This is a genomic window from Streptomyces sp. NPDC088733 (assembly GCF_044751185.1).
Taxonomy (GTDB): domain Bacteria; phylum Actinomycetota; class Actinomycetes; order Streptomycetales; family Streptomycetaceae; genus Actinacidiphila.
Window position 1 is genome coordinate 14748 of record NZ_JBIVLH010000039.1, and the last position, 15356, is coordinate 30103.

Genomic DNA, 15356 nt, shown 5'->3' on the forward strand with positions numbered 1-15356 from the left:
TCCGGGGGCGTTGCCGTGTCCCGGCATGGAATCATGGCCGGGCAGCCGACTGTCGGGCCGCACTGCCCGATCGGCCTGGCACGAAGGTGCACAGAAGCGTGCAACGACCACGGGCGGCCGGCCCGAGGGGGAGGAACCGATGGCCGACAGCTTCGAGCCCGCGCCGTCCGGTGCGGCGGAACCCGGTGACGGGGCCGCGCAGGACGCGGGCGCGAACGGCGCGCACGGCACGGCCGGTGTGCCGCGCAAGGAGCCGATCAGGGTTCTCGTGGTGGACGATCACGCGTTGTTCCGGCGGGGACTGGAGATCGTGCTCGCGCAGGAGGAGGACATCCAGGTCATCGGTGAGGCCGGGGACGGTGCGGAGGCGACGGAGAAGGCCGCCGACCTGCTCCCGGACATCGTGCTGATGGATGTGCGGATGCCGAGGCGGGGCGGGATCGAGGCCTGTACCTCCATCAAGGAGGTGGCGCCGAGCGCGAAGATCATCATGCTGACGATGAGCGACGAGGAGGCCGACCTCTACGAGGCGATCAAGGCCGGCGCCACCGGCTATCTCCTCAAGGAGATCTCCACGGACGAGGTCGCCACCGCGATCCGCGCGGTCGCCGACGGGCAGTCGCAGATCAGCCCGTCGATGGCGTCCAAGCTGCTCACCGAGTTCAAGTCGATGATCCAGCGCACGGACGAGCGACGGCTCGTCCCGGCACCGCGGTTGACCGACCGTGAGCTGGAGGTGCTGAAGCTCGTCGCGACCGGGATGAACAACCGGGACATCGCGAAGGAGCTCTTCATCAGTGAGAACACCGTGAAGAACCATGTGCGCAACATCCTGGAGAAGCTCCAACTGCACTCGCGCATGGAGGCCGTGGTGTACGCGATGCGGGAGAAGATCCTGGAGATCCGCTAGCGGTGCCCGGTCGGCCGACCGGCCGGGTCCGGTGTCACGCCACCGCGGCCCGGAGCGCCGTCGCCAGCGCGGGGTCGTCCAGCCGCTCGACGCGCACGCTGTCGCAGCCGACCCATTCCGCGGCCTCGCGCAGCGCCTCGGCCATGGGTTGCACGGCGCGTGCGGAGTCGAGGGTGACCTGACGGGCGATCAGGGTGCTGCCCTCGCGGGCCGGGTCGGCACGTCCGACGAGCCGGCCGCCGGCCAGCAGCGGCATCGCGAAGTAGCCGTGGATGCGCCGGGGTTTGGGGACGTACGCCTCCAGGCGGTGCGTGAAGCCGAAGATGCGCTCGGTGCGCGGCCGGTCCCAGATCAGGGAGTCGAAGGGGGAGAGCAGGGTGGTCCGGTGCCGCCCGCCGCGCGAGAGCTCGGCGAGGGCGGCGGGATCGGCCCACGCGGGTCTGCCCCAGCCCTCGACCTCGACCGGGACCAGGCCGGTGCCGTCGATGACGGCGTCCACCTGCTCGCCCTTGACGCGGTGGTAGTCGGCGAGGTCGGCACGGGTGGCGACGCCCAGGGCCGCGCCGGCCTGGGCGACCAGGCGGCGCAGGCATTCGTCGTCGTCGATGTCGTCGTGGAACAGGGCGTCGGGGACGGCGCGTTCGGCGAGGTCGTAGACGCGCTTCCAGCCGCGGCGCTGCGTGCAGACCACGTCACCGGTGTCGAGCAGCCATTCCACCGCGATCTTCGTCTCGGACCAGTCCCACCAGGGGCCGCCGTTCTTGGCGCCGCCGAGTTCGGTGGAGGTGAGCGGCCCGTCGGTCCTGAGCCGGTCCAGCACCGCGGCGATGGAGCGTTCGGCGTCCTGGAGCACGTGCCAGCGGTGGCCGCGGGCGCGGCGGGCCCTGCGGCGGAAGGCGAAGTGCGGCCATTCCTCGACGGGCAGGATGCACGCGGCGTGCGACCAGTACTCGAAGGCGTGGTTCTCGGTCCAGTACGCCGTCTCGACCGCGGTCCTGCCGACCGCGCCGAGCCGTGCGTAAGGGATGAGTTCGTGGGAGCGGGCGAGGACGGAGATCGTGTCGAGCTGCACCGCGCCGAGCCGCCGCAGTATGCCGCGCACGCCGCCGCGGCGGTCGGGGGCGCCGAGGAACCCCTGGGCGCGCAGTGCCGTGCGGCGGGCTTCGTCGGCGGAGAGCGGAGCGGGCTTGGTCATGCGCCCCAGCGTAGAAGCAGGGTCCGACAGCCGGTCCGGCCGGTCCCGGCCGGTCCCCGGTGCGGCGGGCCGGGTCCGGTCGGCAACCGGTTCCCGGCCCGCCGGGTCACTCGCCCGGGTAAGGCAGGTACGCCGCTCCGCCGTCCATGCCGATGTCGGAGGGCAGCAGTGAGCCGCTCCAGGCGTCCCGCCGGGTCCCCTGGTGCACGATCCGGGCGCGCAGGGTGCCCTCCATGCGGAAGCCCGCCTTGAGGGCGACCGCTCGGGAGCCGTGGTTGCCGGCCTCGGCGTACCACTCGAGCCGTTCGACGCCCAGGTCGTGGAGGGCCCAGCGGACGACGGCCCCGGCGGCCTCGGCGGTCAGGCCGCGGCCGCGGTGCTCCTTGGCGGTCCAGTAGCCGAGCTCGGCCTGGCGTTCCGCGGTGTGCAGGCGCTCCAGTCTCACCAGTCCCATGGCTCCCACGAGGTGTCCCTCGTCGCGGGTGACCACCGCGAAGTTGTAGACCAGGTCGTCGCGCCAGCCATCGGGGCAGATGCGGCCGACGAAGTCCTCGGCGTGCTGGCGGGTGTAGGGGGACGGTACCGAGGTCCAGCGCGGGATCTCGGGGTCCTGGCAGGCGGTGTGGACGGCGTCGGCGTCGGACGGGCCGAAGGGGCGGAGCAGCAGGTGCGCGGTGGTGAGGGTTATCGGTTCCATGCGGCCTCCATGTGCGGGAGTATCCAGGAACGGGTGCCCCGCCACGACCGGATGTCGCCACCTGGGGGTGGCGGTTCGCGGGTGAGAACCGCCCGGCTTGGCGACGGACCTCCCGGCCTGCTGGGGTCCTCGCTTACGATGGCCGTTGCAGCGGGGTGTGACCCGCTGTGCCCAGCGCGAGAACCCGTGCCAGGCCCGACCGGCAAGGAGCCAGCCTACGTGTCCGTCCTCAACAAGATCCTGCGTGCAGGCGAAGGCAAGATCCTGCGCAAGCTGCACCGCATCGCGGACCAGGTCAATTCCATTGAAGAGGACTTCGTCAACCTGACGGACGCCGAGCTGCGGGCCCTCACGGACGAGTACAAGCAGCGTTACGCCGATGGCGAGAGCCTGGACGACCTGCTTCCCGAGGCGTTCGCCACCGTCCGCGAGGCCGCCAAGCGCGTCCTGGGGCAGCGCCACTACGACGTCCAGCTGATGGGCGGCGCCGCCCTGCACCTCGGTTACGTCGCCGAGATGCGCACCGGCGAAGGAAAGACCCTGGTCGGCACGCTGCCGACGTATCTGAACGCGCTGTCCGGCAAGGGCGTGCACCTGATCACCACCAACGACTACCTCGCCGAGCGCGACTCGGAGTGGATGGGCCGGGTGCACCGCTTCCTGGGCCTGAAGGTCGGCTGCATCCTGGCGAACATGAACCCGGGGGAGCGCCGGGAGCAGTACGCCTGCGACATCACGTACGGCACCAACAACGAGTTCGGCTTCGACTACCTGCGCGACAACATGGCGTGGTCGAAGGAAGAACTGGTGCAACGCGGTCACAACTTCGCGGTGGTGGACGAGGTGGACTCGATCCTCATCGACGAGGCCCGTACCCCGCTGATCATCTCGGGTCCGGCGGACCAGGCCACCAAGTGGTACTCGGACTTCGCGCGCCTGGTGACCCGCCTGAAGCCGGGCGAGGCCGGCGGCATGGGCAAGGCGGAGACCGGCGACTACGACTTCGACGAGAAGAAGCGCACCGTCGCGATCCACGAGGTCGGCGTCTCGAAGGTCGAGGACTGGCTGGGCATCGACAACCTCTACGAGTCGGTGAACACCCCGCTGGTGGGCTACCTGAACAACGCCATCAAGGCCAAGGAGCTCTACAAGAAGGACAAGGACTACGTCGTCATGGACGGCGAAGTCATGATCGTCGACGAGCACACCGGCCGTATCCTCGCCGGCCGCCGCTACAACGAGGGCATGCACCAGGCGATCGAGGCGAAGGAGGGGGTGGAGATCAAGGACGAGAACCAGACGCTCGCCACGATCACCCTCCAGAACTTCTTCCGCCTCTACGACAAGCTCTCCGGCATGACCGGTACGGCGATGACCGAGGCCGCCGAGTTCCACCAGATCTACAAGCTCGGCGTGGTCCCGATCCCGACGAACCGCCCCGTGAGCCGTCAGGACCGCGCGGACCTGATCTACCGCACGGAGGAGGCGAAGTTCGCGGCGGTCGTCGAGGACATCGTCGAGAAGCACGAGAAGGGCCAGCCGGTCCTGGTCGGCACGACCTCGGTGGAGAAGTCCGAGTACCTGTCGCAGCAGCTGAACAAGCGCGGTGTGCCGCACGAGGTGCTCAACGCCAAGCAGCACGAGCGTGAGGCGTCGATCGTCGCGCAGGCGGGCCGCAAGGGCGCCGTCACGGTGGCCACCAACATGGCCGGCCGCGGTACGGACATCAAGCTCGGCGGCAACCCGGACGACCTCGCCGAGGCGGAGCTGCGCCAGCGCGGCCTGGACCCGGTGGAGCACGTCGAGGAGTGGGCGCAGGCCCTGCCGGAGGCGCTGGAGCGCGCCGAGGCGGCGGTCAAGGCCGAGTTCGAGGAGGTCAAGGAGCTCGGCGGGCTGTACGTGCTGGGCACCGAGCGCCACGAGTCGCGGCGTATCGACAACCAGCTGCGCGGCCGCTCCGGCCGTCAGGGCGACCCGGGCGAGTCCCGCTTCTACCTCTCCCTCGGTGACGACCTGATGCGCCTGTTCAAGGCGCAGATGGTGGAGCGCGTCATGGCGATGGCGAACGTGCCGGACGACGTGCCGATCGAGAACAAGATGGTCACCCGTGCCATCGCCTCCGCCCAGTCGCAGGTCGAGCAGCAGAACTTCGAGATCCGCAAGAACGTCCTGAAGTACGACGAGGTGCTCAACCGGCAGCGCGAGGTCATCTACGGCGAGCGCCGCCGCGTCCTGGAGGGCGAGGACCTGCACGAGCAGGTGCGTCACTTCATGGACGACACGATCGACGACTACATCGCGATCGAGACGGCCGAGGGCTTCGCCGAGGACTGGGACCTGGACCGGCTGTGGAGCGCCTTCAAGCAGCTCTACCCGATCACGGTGACGGTGGACGACCTGGAGGAGGCCGCCGGCGACCGGGCGGGCATCACCGCCGAGTTCATCGGCGAGATGGCCAAGGACGACATCCACGAGCAGTACGACGCGCGGGAGAAGCAGCTCGGCGAGGAGATCATGCGCGAGCTGGAGCGGCGCGTGGTGCTGTCGGTGCTGGACCGCAAGTGGCGTGAGCACCTGTACGAGATGGACTACCTGCAGGAGGGCATCGGCCTGCGGGCGATGGCGCAGCGCGACCCGCTGGTGGAGTACCAGCGCGAGGGCTACGACATGTTCAAGGCCATGATGGACGGCATCAAGGAGGAGTCCGTCGGCTACCTGTTCAACCTGGAGGTCCAGGTCGAGCAGCAGGTCGAGGAGGTGCCGGTGGACGCCGGTGCCGAGGACATGGTGCCGACCCTGATCAAGCAGGACGCCCGTCCGGAGATCCGCGCCAAGGGCCTGGAGGCCCCGAAGCGGGCGGACCGGCTGCACTTCTCCGCCCCGACGGTGGACGGCGAGGGCGGTGTCGTGCAGGGCGAGTTCGACAACGGCGACGCCGACAGCGACATCCCCGAGTCGGACGGCCTGACCCGGGCGGAGCGCCGTCGCGCCGCCAAGGGCGGCCGGCGCCGCAAGAAGTAGCGGCGGCGTCGAAGGGCACTTCCGCGGTGACGCGGGCGGCCGGGGCCGGACTCCTGCGGGGGCCGGCCCCGGCGGCGTCTCAGCGGGCCTCCACGGCGGTGCAGCGCCAGTGGCCGGGGCCGCCGCCCGGCGGGGCGGCGTCGCGCTCCAGGCGGAAGGCGAGCGCGCGCACGATGCCGGGGGCGAGGGCGACGGTGGCGGCGACCTCGAGGGCCGTGCCGTCGGGGGAGGGCGACACCCGCGGCCTGCCGAGCAGCCGGGGCGTGTGCCCGCGGGCGACGTAGCCCCAGTCGGCGCGGGCGTTCACCAGGTCCCACAGGCGGTCGTAGGCCTCGGGGCGCACGCGTCCCGCGAGGCCGGCGACCGGCCGGCGTCCGGTGAGGACGTCCAGCAGCCGCCCGGCGAACCAGACATGGGGCGGCAGTGCGGTGACGGTGTGCGCGCGGACGGTCGCGCTGGGTGACGAAGTGGTGACAGGCATGTGAGGACCCCCGTGGTCTACCGATTGGTAACCGGGTTGTACGCGGGGTGCCGCACGGTGCGGAAGCCGAGCGGGGGCGGCACGGGAGGTGGGCCGGGATTCACCTATCCGGAGTGCCGCGCACGTATGCTGACGCCATGCGCGTCTACATCCCCACGACCCTTCCCGGCCTGGCCGAGGCGCACAAGGCCGGCGAGCTGGGCCCCGCCCCGCTGGACGCCTTCGCGGTCACCCCGAGCCTGCGCGAGTGGTACGTCTCCGACGACATCGAGGAACTGGAGTACGCGGCCCTGACCCGGGCCGCCCAGAGCTCGCTGCGGCAGCTGGCGCTCACCCCGGACGCGCCGCGCCGCCGTGTCGTGCTCGCCGTGGACGTCGCCGACGCCGCCGTCTCCTTCGACCCCGACCGCGCCCTGGACCCGTCCGCCCTCGGCGCGGTCCGGCTGTCCGCGCCTGTGCCGATGGCGCGGGCCGCGGCGGTGCACGCGGACGCCGACGAGGCCGAGGCGGACATCGCCGCGGCCGCGGGGGCCCTGGGCGCGGCCGACGCCGGGGACGACGACGCGCGCTTCACGGTCGACGGCGCGGAGGACCACGAACTGCTCTGGTACGCCACGCAGGAGATCCCCACGCTGATCGCGTGACCGCCCCGCGGACCGCCCGGAGGCGGCCCCGGCGGGCGCCGGTGTCTACGATGCGGCTTCGTATGTGACCTCGGCACTTGCCTTGGGCCGGGAGGGTCTGGGTACGGTTCCGGATGTGAACGCGCATCTGGTGTGGGACTGGAACGGCACGCTGCTCCACGACATCGACGCGGTGATCGAGGCGACCAACGCCTCCTTCGCCGAGATCGGCCTCCCGCGGATCACGCTGGAGCGCTACCGCGAGCTGTACTGCGTGCCCGTGCCGAAGTTCTACGAGCGGCTCATGGGACGCCTGCCCACCGAGGACGAGTGGGAGGTGATGGACGAGATCTTCCATCGCCACTACTGGGCCCTCGCCGGCACCTGCTGCCTCGCGGAGGGCGCCGCGGAGATCCTGGCCCGCCGGCGGTACGAGGGGCTCACCCAGTCGCTGTGCTCGCTGGCCCCGCACGAGCAGCTGATACCGATCCTGCGCACGCACGGCATCGAGAACCACTTCGTGCGCGTGGACGGCCGCACCGAGGGCAGCCACACCGGCAAGTCCGAGCAGATGGCGCGGCACCTGGCGGCGATGGACGGCATAGCGGCGGGCCGGGTCGTGGTCATCGGCGACGCGGTCGACGACGCGGTGGCGGCCCGGCACGTGGGCGCCCTCGCGGTGCTGTACACGGGCGGTTCGCACAGCCGGGCCAGCCTGGAGAAGGCGGGCGTCCCGGTCGTGGACACCCTGCTGGAGGCCGTGGAGACGGCCGAGGCCCTGGTCGCCTGAGGCAGGCGCGGGGCCCCGGCCGCCCGGAGCGGCGCCCGCCTCAGGTCACCGGCGCCTTGGCCCGCAGCACGGTCAGGAACTCCCGCATCCACGAGGGGTGGTCCGGCCAGGCGCGGGAGGAGACCACCATGCCGTCCACGACGACGGCGGTGTCCTGGAAGCCGGCGCCCGCCGCCTCCATGTCCATCTCCAGTGCCGGGTAGGCGGTGACGCGGCGCCCGCTGAGGGCGCCCACCGCGGCCGTCAGCAGCGGCCCGTGGCAGATCTGGGCGACGGGCTTGTCGGCGTCGAAGAAGGCCTTGAGCACCTTGCGCAGTTCGGGGTCGTTGCGCAGGTACTCGGGGGCGCGCCCGCCGGGGACGACGACGGCCGCGTACGCGCCGGGGTCGACGTCCGCGAAGGACAGGTCCGCCTGCCAGGTGTAGCCCGGCTTCTCGGTGTAGGTGTCGAAGCCCTCCTCGAAGTCGTGCACGACGAACCGGAGCTTCTTGCGGCTGGGCGCCGCGATGTGCACCTCGTATCCCTCTTCGAGGAGCCGCTGGTACGGGTACATGACTTCGAGCGACTCGGCCGCGTCGCCGGTGACGATCAGGATCTTGGTGGCCATGACCGGGTTTCCCGTCCCTTCCCGTGGCGTGGGTGAACGTCTCGTTACGACCTCCGTACGGTCACCTCCTCAACCTGCACCCGCGCGGCCGGACTGTCCAGTTCGTCAAAGATTGGTTCGTGCTTTTGTACACAAAGAGGCCCTGACAGCCCCCCCGGCCGTAGCGATAGCCTTACAGCGTGATCAGCGCTGATCCATCGATCACCACGACCTACGTCACGCAACGGCGCGCGACAGGGAGCATGAGGACATGCAGACCAAGCTGGACGAAGCCAAGGCCGAGCTGCTGGAACGGGCGGCCCGCGTGGGCCCCGGACCTTCGGCGGGGGGAACGCCGGCTCCCGGCCAAGCAGGGGCGGACGGCAGTGCGGGCCCGGTGAAGGAGGCGCTGGACTCCTTCCTCCAGCGCTACTACCTGCACAGCGCGCCCGAGGACCTCGTCCACCGCGACCCGGTGGACGTCTACGGCGCGGCGCTGTCCCACTACCGCCTCGCCGAGGTGCGCCCGCAGGGCACCGCGAACGTGCGCGTGCACACGCCCTCGGTCGAGGAGAACGGGTGGACCTGCAGCCACACGGTCGTCGAGGTGGTCACCGACGACATGCCGTTCCTCGTCGACTCCGTCACCAATGAGCTGTCCCGGCAGGACCGCGCGATCCACGTGGTCGTCCATCCGCAGATGCTCGTGCGCCGCGACCTGACCGGCAACCTGCTGGAGGTGCTGGAGGCCGTCCCCGGCGACGGCGCCCACCTGCCGCACGACGTGCTGACCGAGTCCTGGATCCACGTCGAGATCGACCGCGAGACCGACCGCGAGGACCTCAAGCAGATCGGCGCCGACCTGCGGCGCGTGCTGTCCGACGTCCGCGAGGCCGTCGAGGACTGGCAGAAGATGCGCGACGGCGCGCTGCGCATCGCCGACGAGCTCGCCGCGACCCCGCCGCCGCTGCCCGAGCAGGAGGTCGGTGAGGCCTGGGAGCTGCTGCGCTGGCTGTCGGACGACCACTTCACCTTCATCGGCTACCGGGAGTACGCGCTCACCACGGAGAGCACCCCCGAGGGCGAGGAGGACGTGCTCACCGCGGTGCCCGGCACCGGGCTCGGCATCCTGCGCTCCGACCCGCACCACCACGACGACGAGGGCCGCCACAACGCGCACCCGGTGTCGCCGTCGTTCAACCGGCTGCCCGTCGACGCCCGCAAGAAGGCCCGCGAGCAGCGGCTGCTGATCATCACCAAGGCGAACAGCCGGGCCACCGTGCACCGGCCGTCGTACCTGGACTACATCGGCGTCAAGAAGTTCGACGCCGACGGCAACGTCATCGGCGAGCGCCGCTTCCTCGGCCTGTTCTCCTCGGCCGCGTACACCGAGTCGGTGCGCCGGGTGCCGGTCATCCGGCGCAAGGTCGCCGAGGTGCTGGAGGGCGCCGGGGTCTCGCCGGACAGCCACGACGGCCGCGACCTGCTGCAGATCCTGGAGACCTACCCGCGCGACGAGCTGTTCCAGACCTCGCCGGACGAGCTGCGGCAGACCGTCACCAGCGTGCTGTACCTCCAGGAGCGCCGCCGGCTGCGGCTGTTCCTGCGGCAGGACGAGTACGGGCGCTACCTGTCCGCGCTGGTCTACATGCCGCGCGACCGTTTCACCACGGCGTCCCGGTTGCGGCTGACGGACATCCTCAAGGAGGAACTCAACGGCGTCACCGTCGACTTCACCGCCTGGAGCACCGAGTCGGTGCTCTCCCGGCTGCACTTCGTGGTTCGGGTCGCCCCCGGCACCCGTCTGCCGCAGCTCAGCGAGGGCGATGTCGACCGTATCGAGGGCCGGCTGACCGAGGCCGTGCGCTCCTGGTCCGACGGCTTCGCCGAGGCGCTGAACGCCGAGTGCGGCGAGGAGCGCGCCGCCGAGATGAACCGCCGCTACGCGCAGGCCTTCCCCGACGGCTACCGCGCCGACTTCAGCCCGCGTGCCGCCGTCGCCGACCTGCAGCACCTGGAGCGGCTCAACGGCGAGGACTTCTGCCTCAGCCTGTACGAGCCGGTCGGCGCCGCCCCCGGCGAGCGCCGTTTCAAGATCTACCGCACCGGTGCGCCGGTGTCGCTGTCCGCGGTGCTGCCGGCGCTCCAGCGCCTGGGCGTCGAGGTCACCGACGAGCGCCCCTACGAGCTGCGCCGCACGCCCTCCTCGTCGCAGGACGGCGAGGAGCACGCGGGCCGCGCCTGGATCTACGACTTCGGGCTGCGCATCGACCCCTCGCTCGGCGACCTCGGGGACGACGCACGCGAGCGCTTCCAGGACGCCTTCACCGCGACCTGGACCGGTCAGGCCGAGAACGACGGCTTCAACTCGCTGGTGCTGAGCGCCGGTCTGACCTGGCGCCAGGCGATGGTGCTGCGCGCCTACGCCAAGTACCTGCGGCAGGCCGGCACGGCCTTCTCGCAGGACTACATGGAGGACACCCTCCGCAACAACGTCCACACCACCCGGCTGCTGGTCAACCTCTTCCAGGCGCGCCTGTCCCCGGACCACCAGCGGGCCGGCAGCGAGCTGACCGACGCCCTGCTGGAGGAGGTGGACGCCGCCCTGGACCAGGTCGCGAGCCTGGACGAGGACCGCATCCTGCGCTCCTTCCTCACGCTGATCAAGGCGACGCTGCGCACCAACTACTTCCAGCGCGCGGACGGCGGCAAGCCGCACGCCTACCTGTCGATGAAGTTCGACCCGCAGGCGATCCCGGACCTGCCCGCGCCGCGCCCGGAGTACGAGATCTGGGTGTACTCCCCGCGGGTGGAGGGCGTGCACCTGCGCTTCGGCAAGGTCGCCCGCGGCGGTCTGCGCTGGTCCGACCGGCGCGAGGACTTCCGTACCGAGGTGCTGGGCCTGGTCAAGGCGCAGATGGTGAAGAACACCGTCATCGTGCCGGTCGGCGCGAAGGGCGGCTTCGTCGGCAAGCGGCTGCCCGACCCGGCGGCCGACCGCGACGCGTGGCTGGCCGAGGGCATCGCCTCGTACAAGACCTTCATTTCCGGTCTCCTCGACATCACCGACAACCTGGTGGGCGGCCAGGTCGTGCCGCCGGCCGACGTGGTCCGCCACGACGGCGACGACACCTACCTGGTGGTCGCGGCCGACAAGGGCACCGCGTCGTTCTCCGACATCGCCAACGAGGTCGCGAACTCCTACGGTTTCTGGCTCGGCGACGCGTTCGCCTCCGGCGGCTCGGTCGGCTACGACCACAAGAAGATGGGCATCACGGCCCGCGGCGCGTGGGAGTCCGTCGAGCGGCACTTCCGCGAGATGGGCCACGACACCCAGAACGAGGACTTCACCGTCGTCGGCGTCGGCGACATGTCCGGTGACGTCTTCGGCAACGGCATGCTGCTCAGCGAGCACATCCGGCTGGTCGCGGCCTTCGACCACCGGCACATCTTCCTCGACCCGACGCCGGACGCGGCGGTGTCCTTCGCCGAGCGCCGCCGGATGTTCGAGCTGCCGCGGTCCTCGTGGGCGGACTACGACGCCAAGCTGATCTCGGCGGGCGGGGGGGTCTTCCCGCGCAGCGCGAAGGCGATCACGCTCACCCCGCAGATCCGCAAGGCGCTCGGCATCGAGCAGCCGGCGGCGAAGATGACCCCGGCCGACCTGATGAAGGCGATCCTCAAGGCCCCGGTGGACCTGCTGTGGAACGGCGGCATCGGCACCTACGTCAAGTCGTCCACCGAGTCGCACCTGGACGTCGGCGACAAGGCCAACGACGCCATCCGCGTGGACGGCGCGGAGGTCCGCGCCAAGGTCATCGGCGAGGGCGGCAACCTGGGCCTGACCCAGCTCGGCCGCATCGAGTTCGCCCTGGCCGGGGGCCGGGTCAACACCGACGCCATCGACAACAGCGCCGGTGTGGACGCCTCCGACCACGAGGTCAACATCAAGATCCTGCTCAACGCGGTCGTCGCCGAGGGCGACATGACGGTCAAGCAGCGCAACACCCTGCTGGCCGAGATGACCGACGAGGTCGGCTCCCTGGTGCTGCGCAACAACTACGCGCAGAACGTGGCGCTGGCCAACAGCATGGCCCAGTCGGCCAGTCTGCTCCACGCCCAGCAGCGCTTCATCCGCAGGCTGGTGCGCGACGGCAAGCTGGACCGGGCGCTGGAGTTCCTGCCGACCGACCGGCAGATCCGCGAGCGGCTGGCCGCCGGCCAGGGCCTGACCCAGCCGGAGCTGGCCGTCCTGCTGGCCTACACCAAGATCACCGCGGCGGAGGAGCTGCTCGCCACCGGCCTGCCGGACGACCCGTACCTGCGGCGGCTGCTGGACGCGTACTTCCCGACGGCGCTCGGCGAGCGCTTCGCCGCGCAGATCGACGGTCACGCGCTGCGCCGCGAGATCATCACGACGGTGCTGGTCAACGACACCGTCAACACCGGCGGCAGCACCTTCCTCCACCGCTTCAAGGAGGAGACCGGGGCCACCAGCGAGGAGATCGTGCGGGCGCACACCGCGGCCCGCGCGATCTTCGGGCTGAACCGGATCTGGGACGACGTCGAGGCCCTCGACAACGTCGTGCCGGCCGATGTCCAGACCCGCGTCCGGCTGCACTCGCGGCGGCTGGTGGAGCGGGCCTCGCGCTGGCTGCTCAACAACCGCCCGCAGCCGCTGCGGATCGCGGAGACCATCGAGTTCTTCCATGACGGGGTCACCCGGGTCTGGGCCGAGCTGCCCAAGCTGCTGCGCGGCGCGGACCTGGAGTGGTACCAGTCGATCCACGACGAGCTCACCGGCGCGGGCGTGCCGGAGGAACTGGCCACCAAGGTGGCCGGGTTCTCCTCCGCCTTCCCGGCGCTGGACATCGTGGACGTCGCCGACCGCAGCGGCAAGGACGCGCTGGCGGTGGCCGAGGTCTACTACGACCTGGCCGACCGCCTGCAGATCACGCAGCTGCTGGACCGGATCATCGAGCTGCCGCGCGCCGACCGGTGGCAGTCCATGGCCCGTGCCTCCATCCGCGAGGACCTGTTCGCCGCGCACGCCGCGCTGACGGCGGACGTGCTCTCGGTGGGCAACGGCTCCTCCACGCCGGAGCAGCGCTTCAAGACGTGGGAGGAGGCCAGGGGTGCCCTGGTCGCCCGGGCCCGCACCACCCTGGACGAGATCCGGGGGTCGGAGGCGTTCGACCTGGCGAACCTGTCGGTGGCGATGCGGACCTTCCGCACGCTGCTGCGCACGCACCGCTGACGGTCCCCGCCGCGGGCCGCCGCACGGCGAAGGGGCCGGGGGTCTTCCCCCGGCCCCTTCGCCGTCGGCCCGCGTTCTCTTGTCACCCGATCCGGTAGAGGCGTTCGCGCGTGTGCGGGCCGGTGGCGACCAGCGAGGCGCCGGGCGGGACGGGGGCCCTGGGCGCCGTCATGATCCAGCGGACGTGGTAGCGGCGGGCGATGGCCTGCCGCTGGTCCGGTGCGGTCGTCGGGGCCAGGAAGGTGCGGACGTCGGCGGCGCGGCGCCCCCGTTCCGCCGCCGTGGTCGACGGGTCGGGCCAGGTGGGGGCGACCAGGAACGCGCCGTAGGCCGGCATCACATGGGCGGGCCCGTAGGCGTCGGTCAGGAGGACGTCGCCGGGCGCCACGTGCCGCTGCGCCCACTGGTAGCTCGGCCACTGGCTCAGCCGCTGCAGGTGCACCGCCGGGGGCACGAAGCGCTTCGGGACGATCGCGCCGGCCTGCGCCACCAGGCCCACGCACGCGGCCACGGCGGCCAGCGGCGCCAGCACCGTGCGCAGCAGCGTCCACGGCGGGGCCTCGGCGAGTTCGACGGCCAGCGCGAACTGCAGCGGCACCAGCAGCAGCCCGAAGATCCGCCCGTAGGAGTACTCGCCGCTGAACCAGCCGTACGCGGCGACCGCGCAGTCCCCGGTGAACATCAGCACCAGCGGGTCCAGCGGGTTCAGCCGCAGCCGGTACAGCAGCGCCGGCAGACCGGCCAGGGCGAGCCCGTACCACTGCCACAGGTCGCCGTAGAGCTGCCGGTGGATCCCGTCGACCGTGGGGTCGCCCAGCAGCGCGGAGAGGCTGAAGTACGGCCACCAGCCGGCGACCGCGAAGGCGACGGCGGCCGTCAGCGCCCAGCGGCCCAGGATCCCGGCGACGATCGGGGTCTGCTGGAGGCCGAGCACCAGGGCGGCCACGCCGATGACCGCGCCCATCGCCGTGAACGGGTGGACGAGCAGGATGACGCCCAGCAGCAGGCCGAGCCCGGTGTGCAGCCACGGGCCGCCGACGCCGCGCCGCGCGGTGCGGGCGGTGATCGCCCACGTCCAGAACGTCAGGCCGATCGCGAACGCGCTCGGGTAGGTCAGCCCGAGGGTCATCGACTGGAGCCCGAGGAAGCCGCTCCACTCCTTGTGCTCCGGCCCCCACAGCAGCACGAACGCCGCCAGCGCCAGCACCGGCGCCCAGCGCCGCGTGCTGAGGGTGCGGGTGAAGGCGCCGATGCCGCTGACGACCAGGGCGAGGTTGAGCGGGCCGCAGCCCTTCAGCAGCTGCCAGCCCGGCACCCCGGTGAGCTTGCTCAGCAGCCCCAGCAGCACCGTGTACGGAGTGAAGTAGGGGCTGCCGGCGCCGGGCATGTCGAGCAGCGGGTTGGACGGGTGCCGCCAGTCCGCCGCGATCCGCTCGATCGCGGCGGCGTGCTGCCCGAAGTCGGCGGCGGGCACGGCGTCCCACGTCCGCAGGGCCACCACCAGCCAGAACAGGGTGCCCAGAATCAGGTACGGCGAGGGGCGCCGCACCCGGCGCAGCTCGTAGGTCTGGATACGCCAGTCCCGCTGGGTCGTCAGAACGCCGGTCACGCAGCCCTCCCGGCCGTCGTCAGCTCGTCATCACGATGTTCGGCCGTGACATGCGGTGCTGCATCCCCGACGGGTCCGTACGGGGACGTGTCCCCGCGTCCCGCCACTCGTTCGTGGGAGGGGGCTGCGGCCGACTGGCCGCCCCTGGGCCGCGCCCTTCTGAGGGGCCGTCGGCCGGGACGGCGGG

The 15356-nt window shown here is 71.4% G+C and carries 10 protein-coding genes; 5 read left to right on the forward strand and 5 right to left on the reverse strand.

Annotated elements, in window-relative coordinates; genetic code table 11:
- Positions 1–139: 139 nt before the first annotated feature.
- A complete protein-coding gene (locus ACIP64_RS39155; protein WP_401596978.1) occupies positions 140–910 on the forward strand; it encodes a response regulator in 771 nt (256 codons plus the stop codon).
- Positions 911–944: 34 nt separating this feature from the next.
- Here the strand turns inward: ACIP64_RS39155 and ACIP64_RS39160 are convergent, their stop codons facing one another.
- Positions 945–2105: a winged helix-turn-helix domain-containing protein gene (locus tag ACIP64_RS39160; RefSeq protein WP_401596981.1), complete on the reverse strand. Its 1161-nt coding sequence runs from the start codon at positions 2103–2105 to the stop codon at positions 945–947.
- Between the two features lie 106 nt (positions 2106–2211).
- Positions 2212–2802 carry a GNAT family N-acetyltransferase gene (locus ACIP64_RS39165; protein WP_401596984.1) on the reverse strand — a complete coding sequence of 197 codons (591 nt, stop codon included), beginning with the start codon at positions 2800–2802 and terminating at the stop codon, positions 2212–2214.
- Between the two features lie 219 nt (positions 2803–3021).
- Between ACIP64_RS39165 and secA the strand changes: the two genes are divergently transcribed.
- Positions 3022–5823: a preprotein translocase subunit SecA gene (secA, locus tag ACIP64_RS39170; RefSeq protein WP_401596987.1), complete on the forward strand. Its 2802-nt coding sequence runs from the start codon at positions 3022–3024 to the stop codon at positions 5821–5823.
- Positions 5824–5902: 79 nt separating this feature from the next.
- Here secA and ACIP64_RS39175 read toward each other — a convergent pair whose 3' ends face one another.
- Positions 5903–6304 carry an Rv3235 family protein gene (locus ACIP64_RS39175; protein WP_401596990.1) on the reverse strand — a complete coding sequence of 134 codons (402 nt, stop codon included), beginning with the start codon at positions 6302–6304 and terminating at the stop codon, positions 5903–5905.
- Positions 6305–6441: 137 nt separating this feature from the next.
- Here ACIP64_RS39175 and ACIP64_RS39180 point away from each other — a divergent pair, with 137 nt between their 5' ends.
- Both ACIP64_RS39180 and ACIP64_RS39185 read left to right on the forward strand, forming a co-directional pair.
- The gene (locus ACIP64_RS39180) at positions 6442–6948 is read left to right on the forward strand and encodes a DUF6912 family protein (protein ID WP_360915370.1); all 507 of its coding nucleotides are present in this window, start codon (positions 6442–6444) and stop codon (positions 6946–6948) included.
- Positions 6949–7063: 115 nt separating this feature from the next.
- The gene (locus tag ACIP64_RS39185) at positions 7064–7717 is read left to right on the forward strand and encodes an HAD family hydrolase (RefSeq protein ID WP_360915367.1); all 654 of its coding nucleotides are present in this window, start codon (positions 7064–7066) and stop codon (positions 7715–7717) included.
- A 40-nt stretch (positions 7718–7757) separates the two neighbouring features.
- Here ACIP64_RS39185 and ACIP64_RS39190 read toward each other — a convergent pair whose 3' ends face one another.
- A complete protein-coding gene (locus tag ACIP64_RS39190) occupies positions 7758–8324 on the reverse strand; it encodes a DJ-1/PfpI family protein (RefSeq protein ID WP_360915364.1) in 567 nt (188 codons plus the stop codon).
- Positions 8325–8574: 250 nt separating this feature from the next.
- On the opposite strand from ACIP64_RS39190, the gene ACIP64_RS39195 reads away from it, so the two are divergent.
- Positions 8575–13560, forward strand: coding sequence for an NAD-glutamate dehydrogenase (locus ACIP64_RS39195; protein WP_401596994.1), 4986 nt, complete (start codon positions 8575–8577; stop codon positions 13558–13560).
- An 82-nt stretch (positions 13561–13642) separates the two neighbouring features.
- On the opposite strand, the gene ACIP64_RS39200 is transcribed toward ACIP64_RS39195, so the two are convergent.
- Positions 13643–15169: a hypothetical protein gene (locus ACIP64_RS39200; RefSeq protein ID WP_401596997.1), complete on the reverse strand. Its 1527-nt coding sequence runs from the start codon at positions 15167–15169 to the stop codon at positions 13643–13645.
- Positions 15170–15356: the final 187 nt, after the last annotated feature.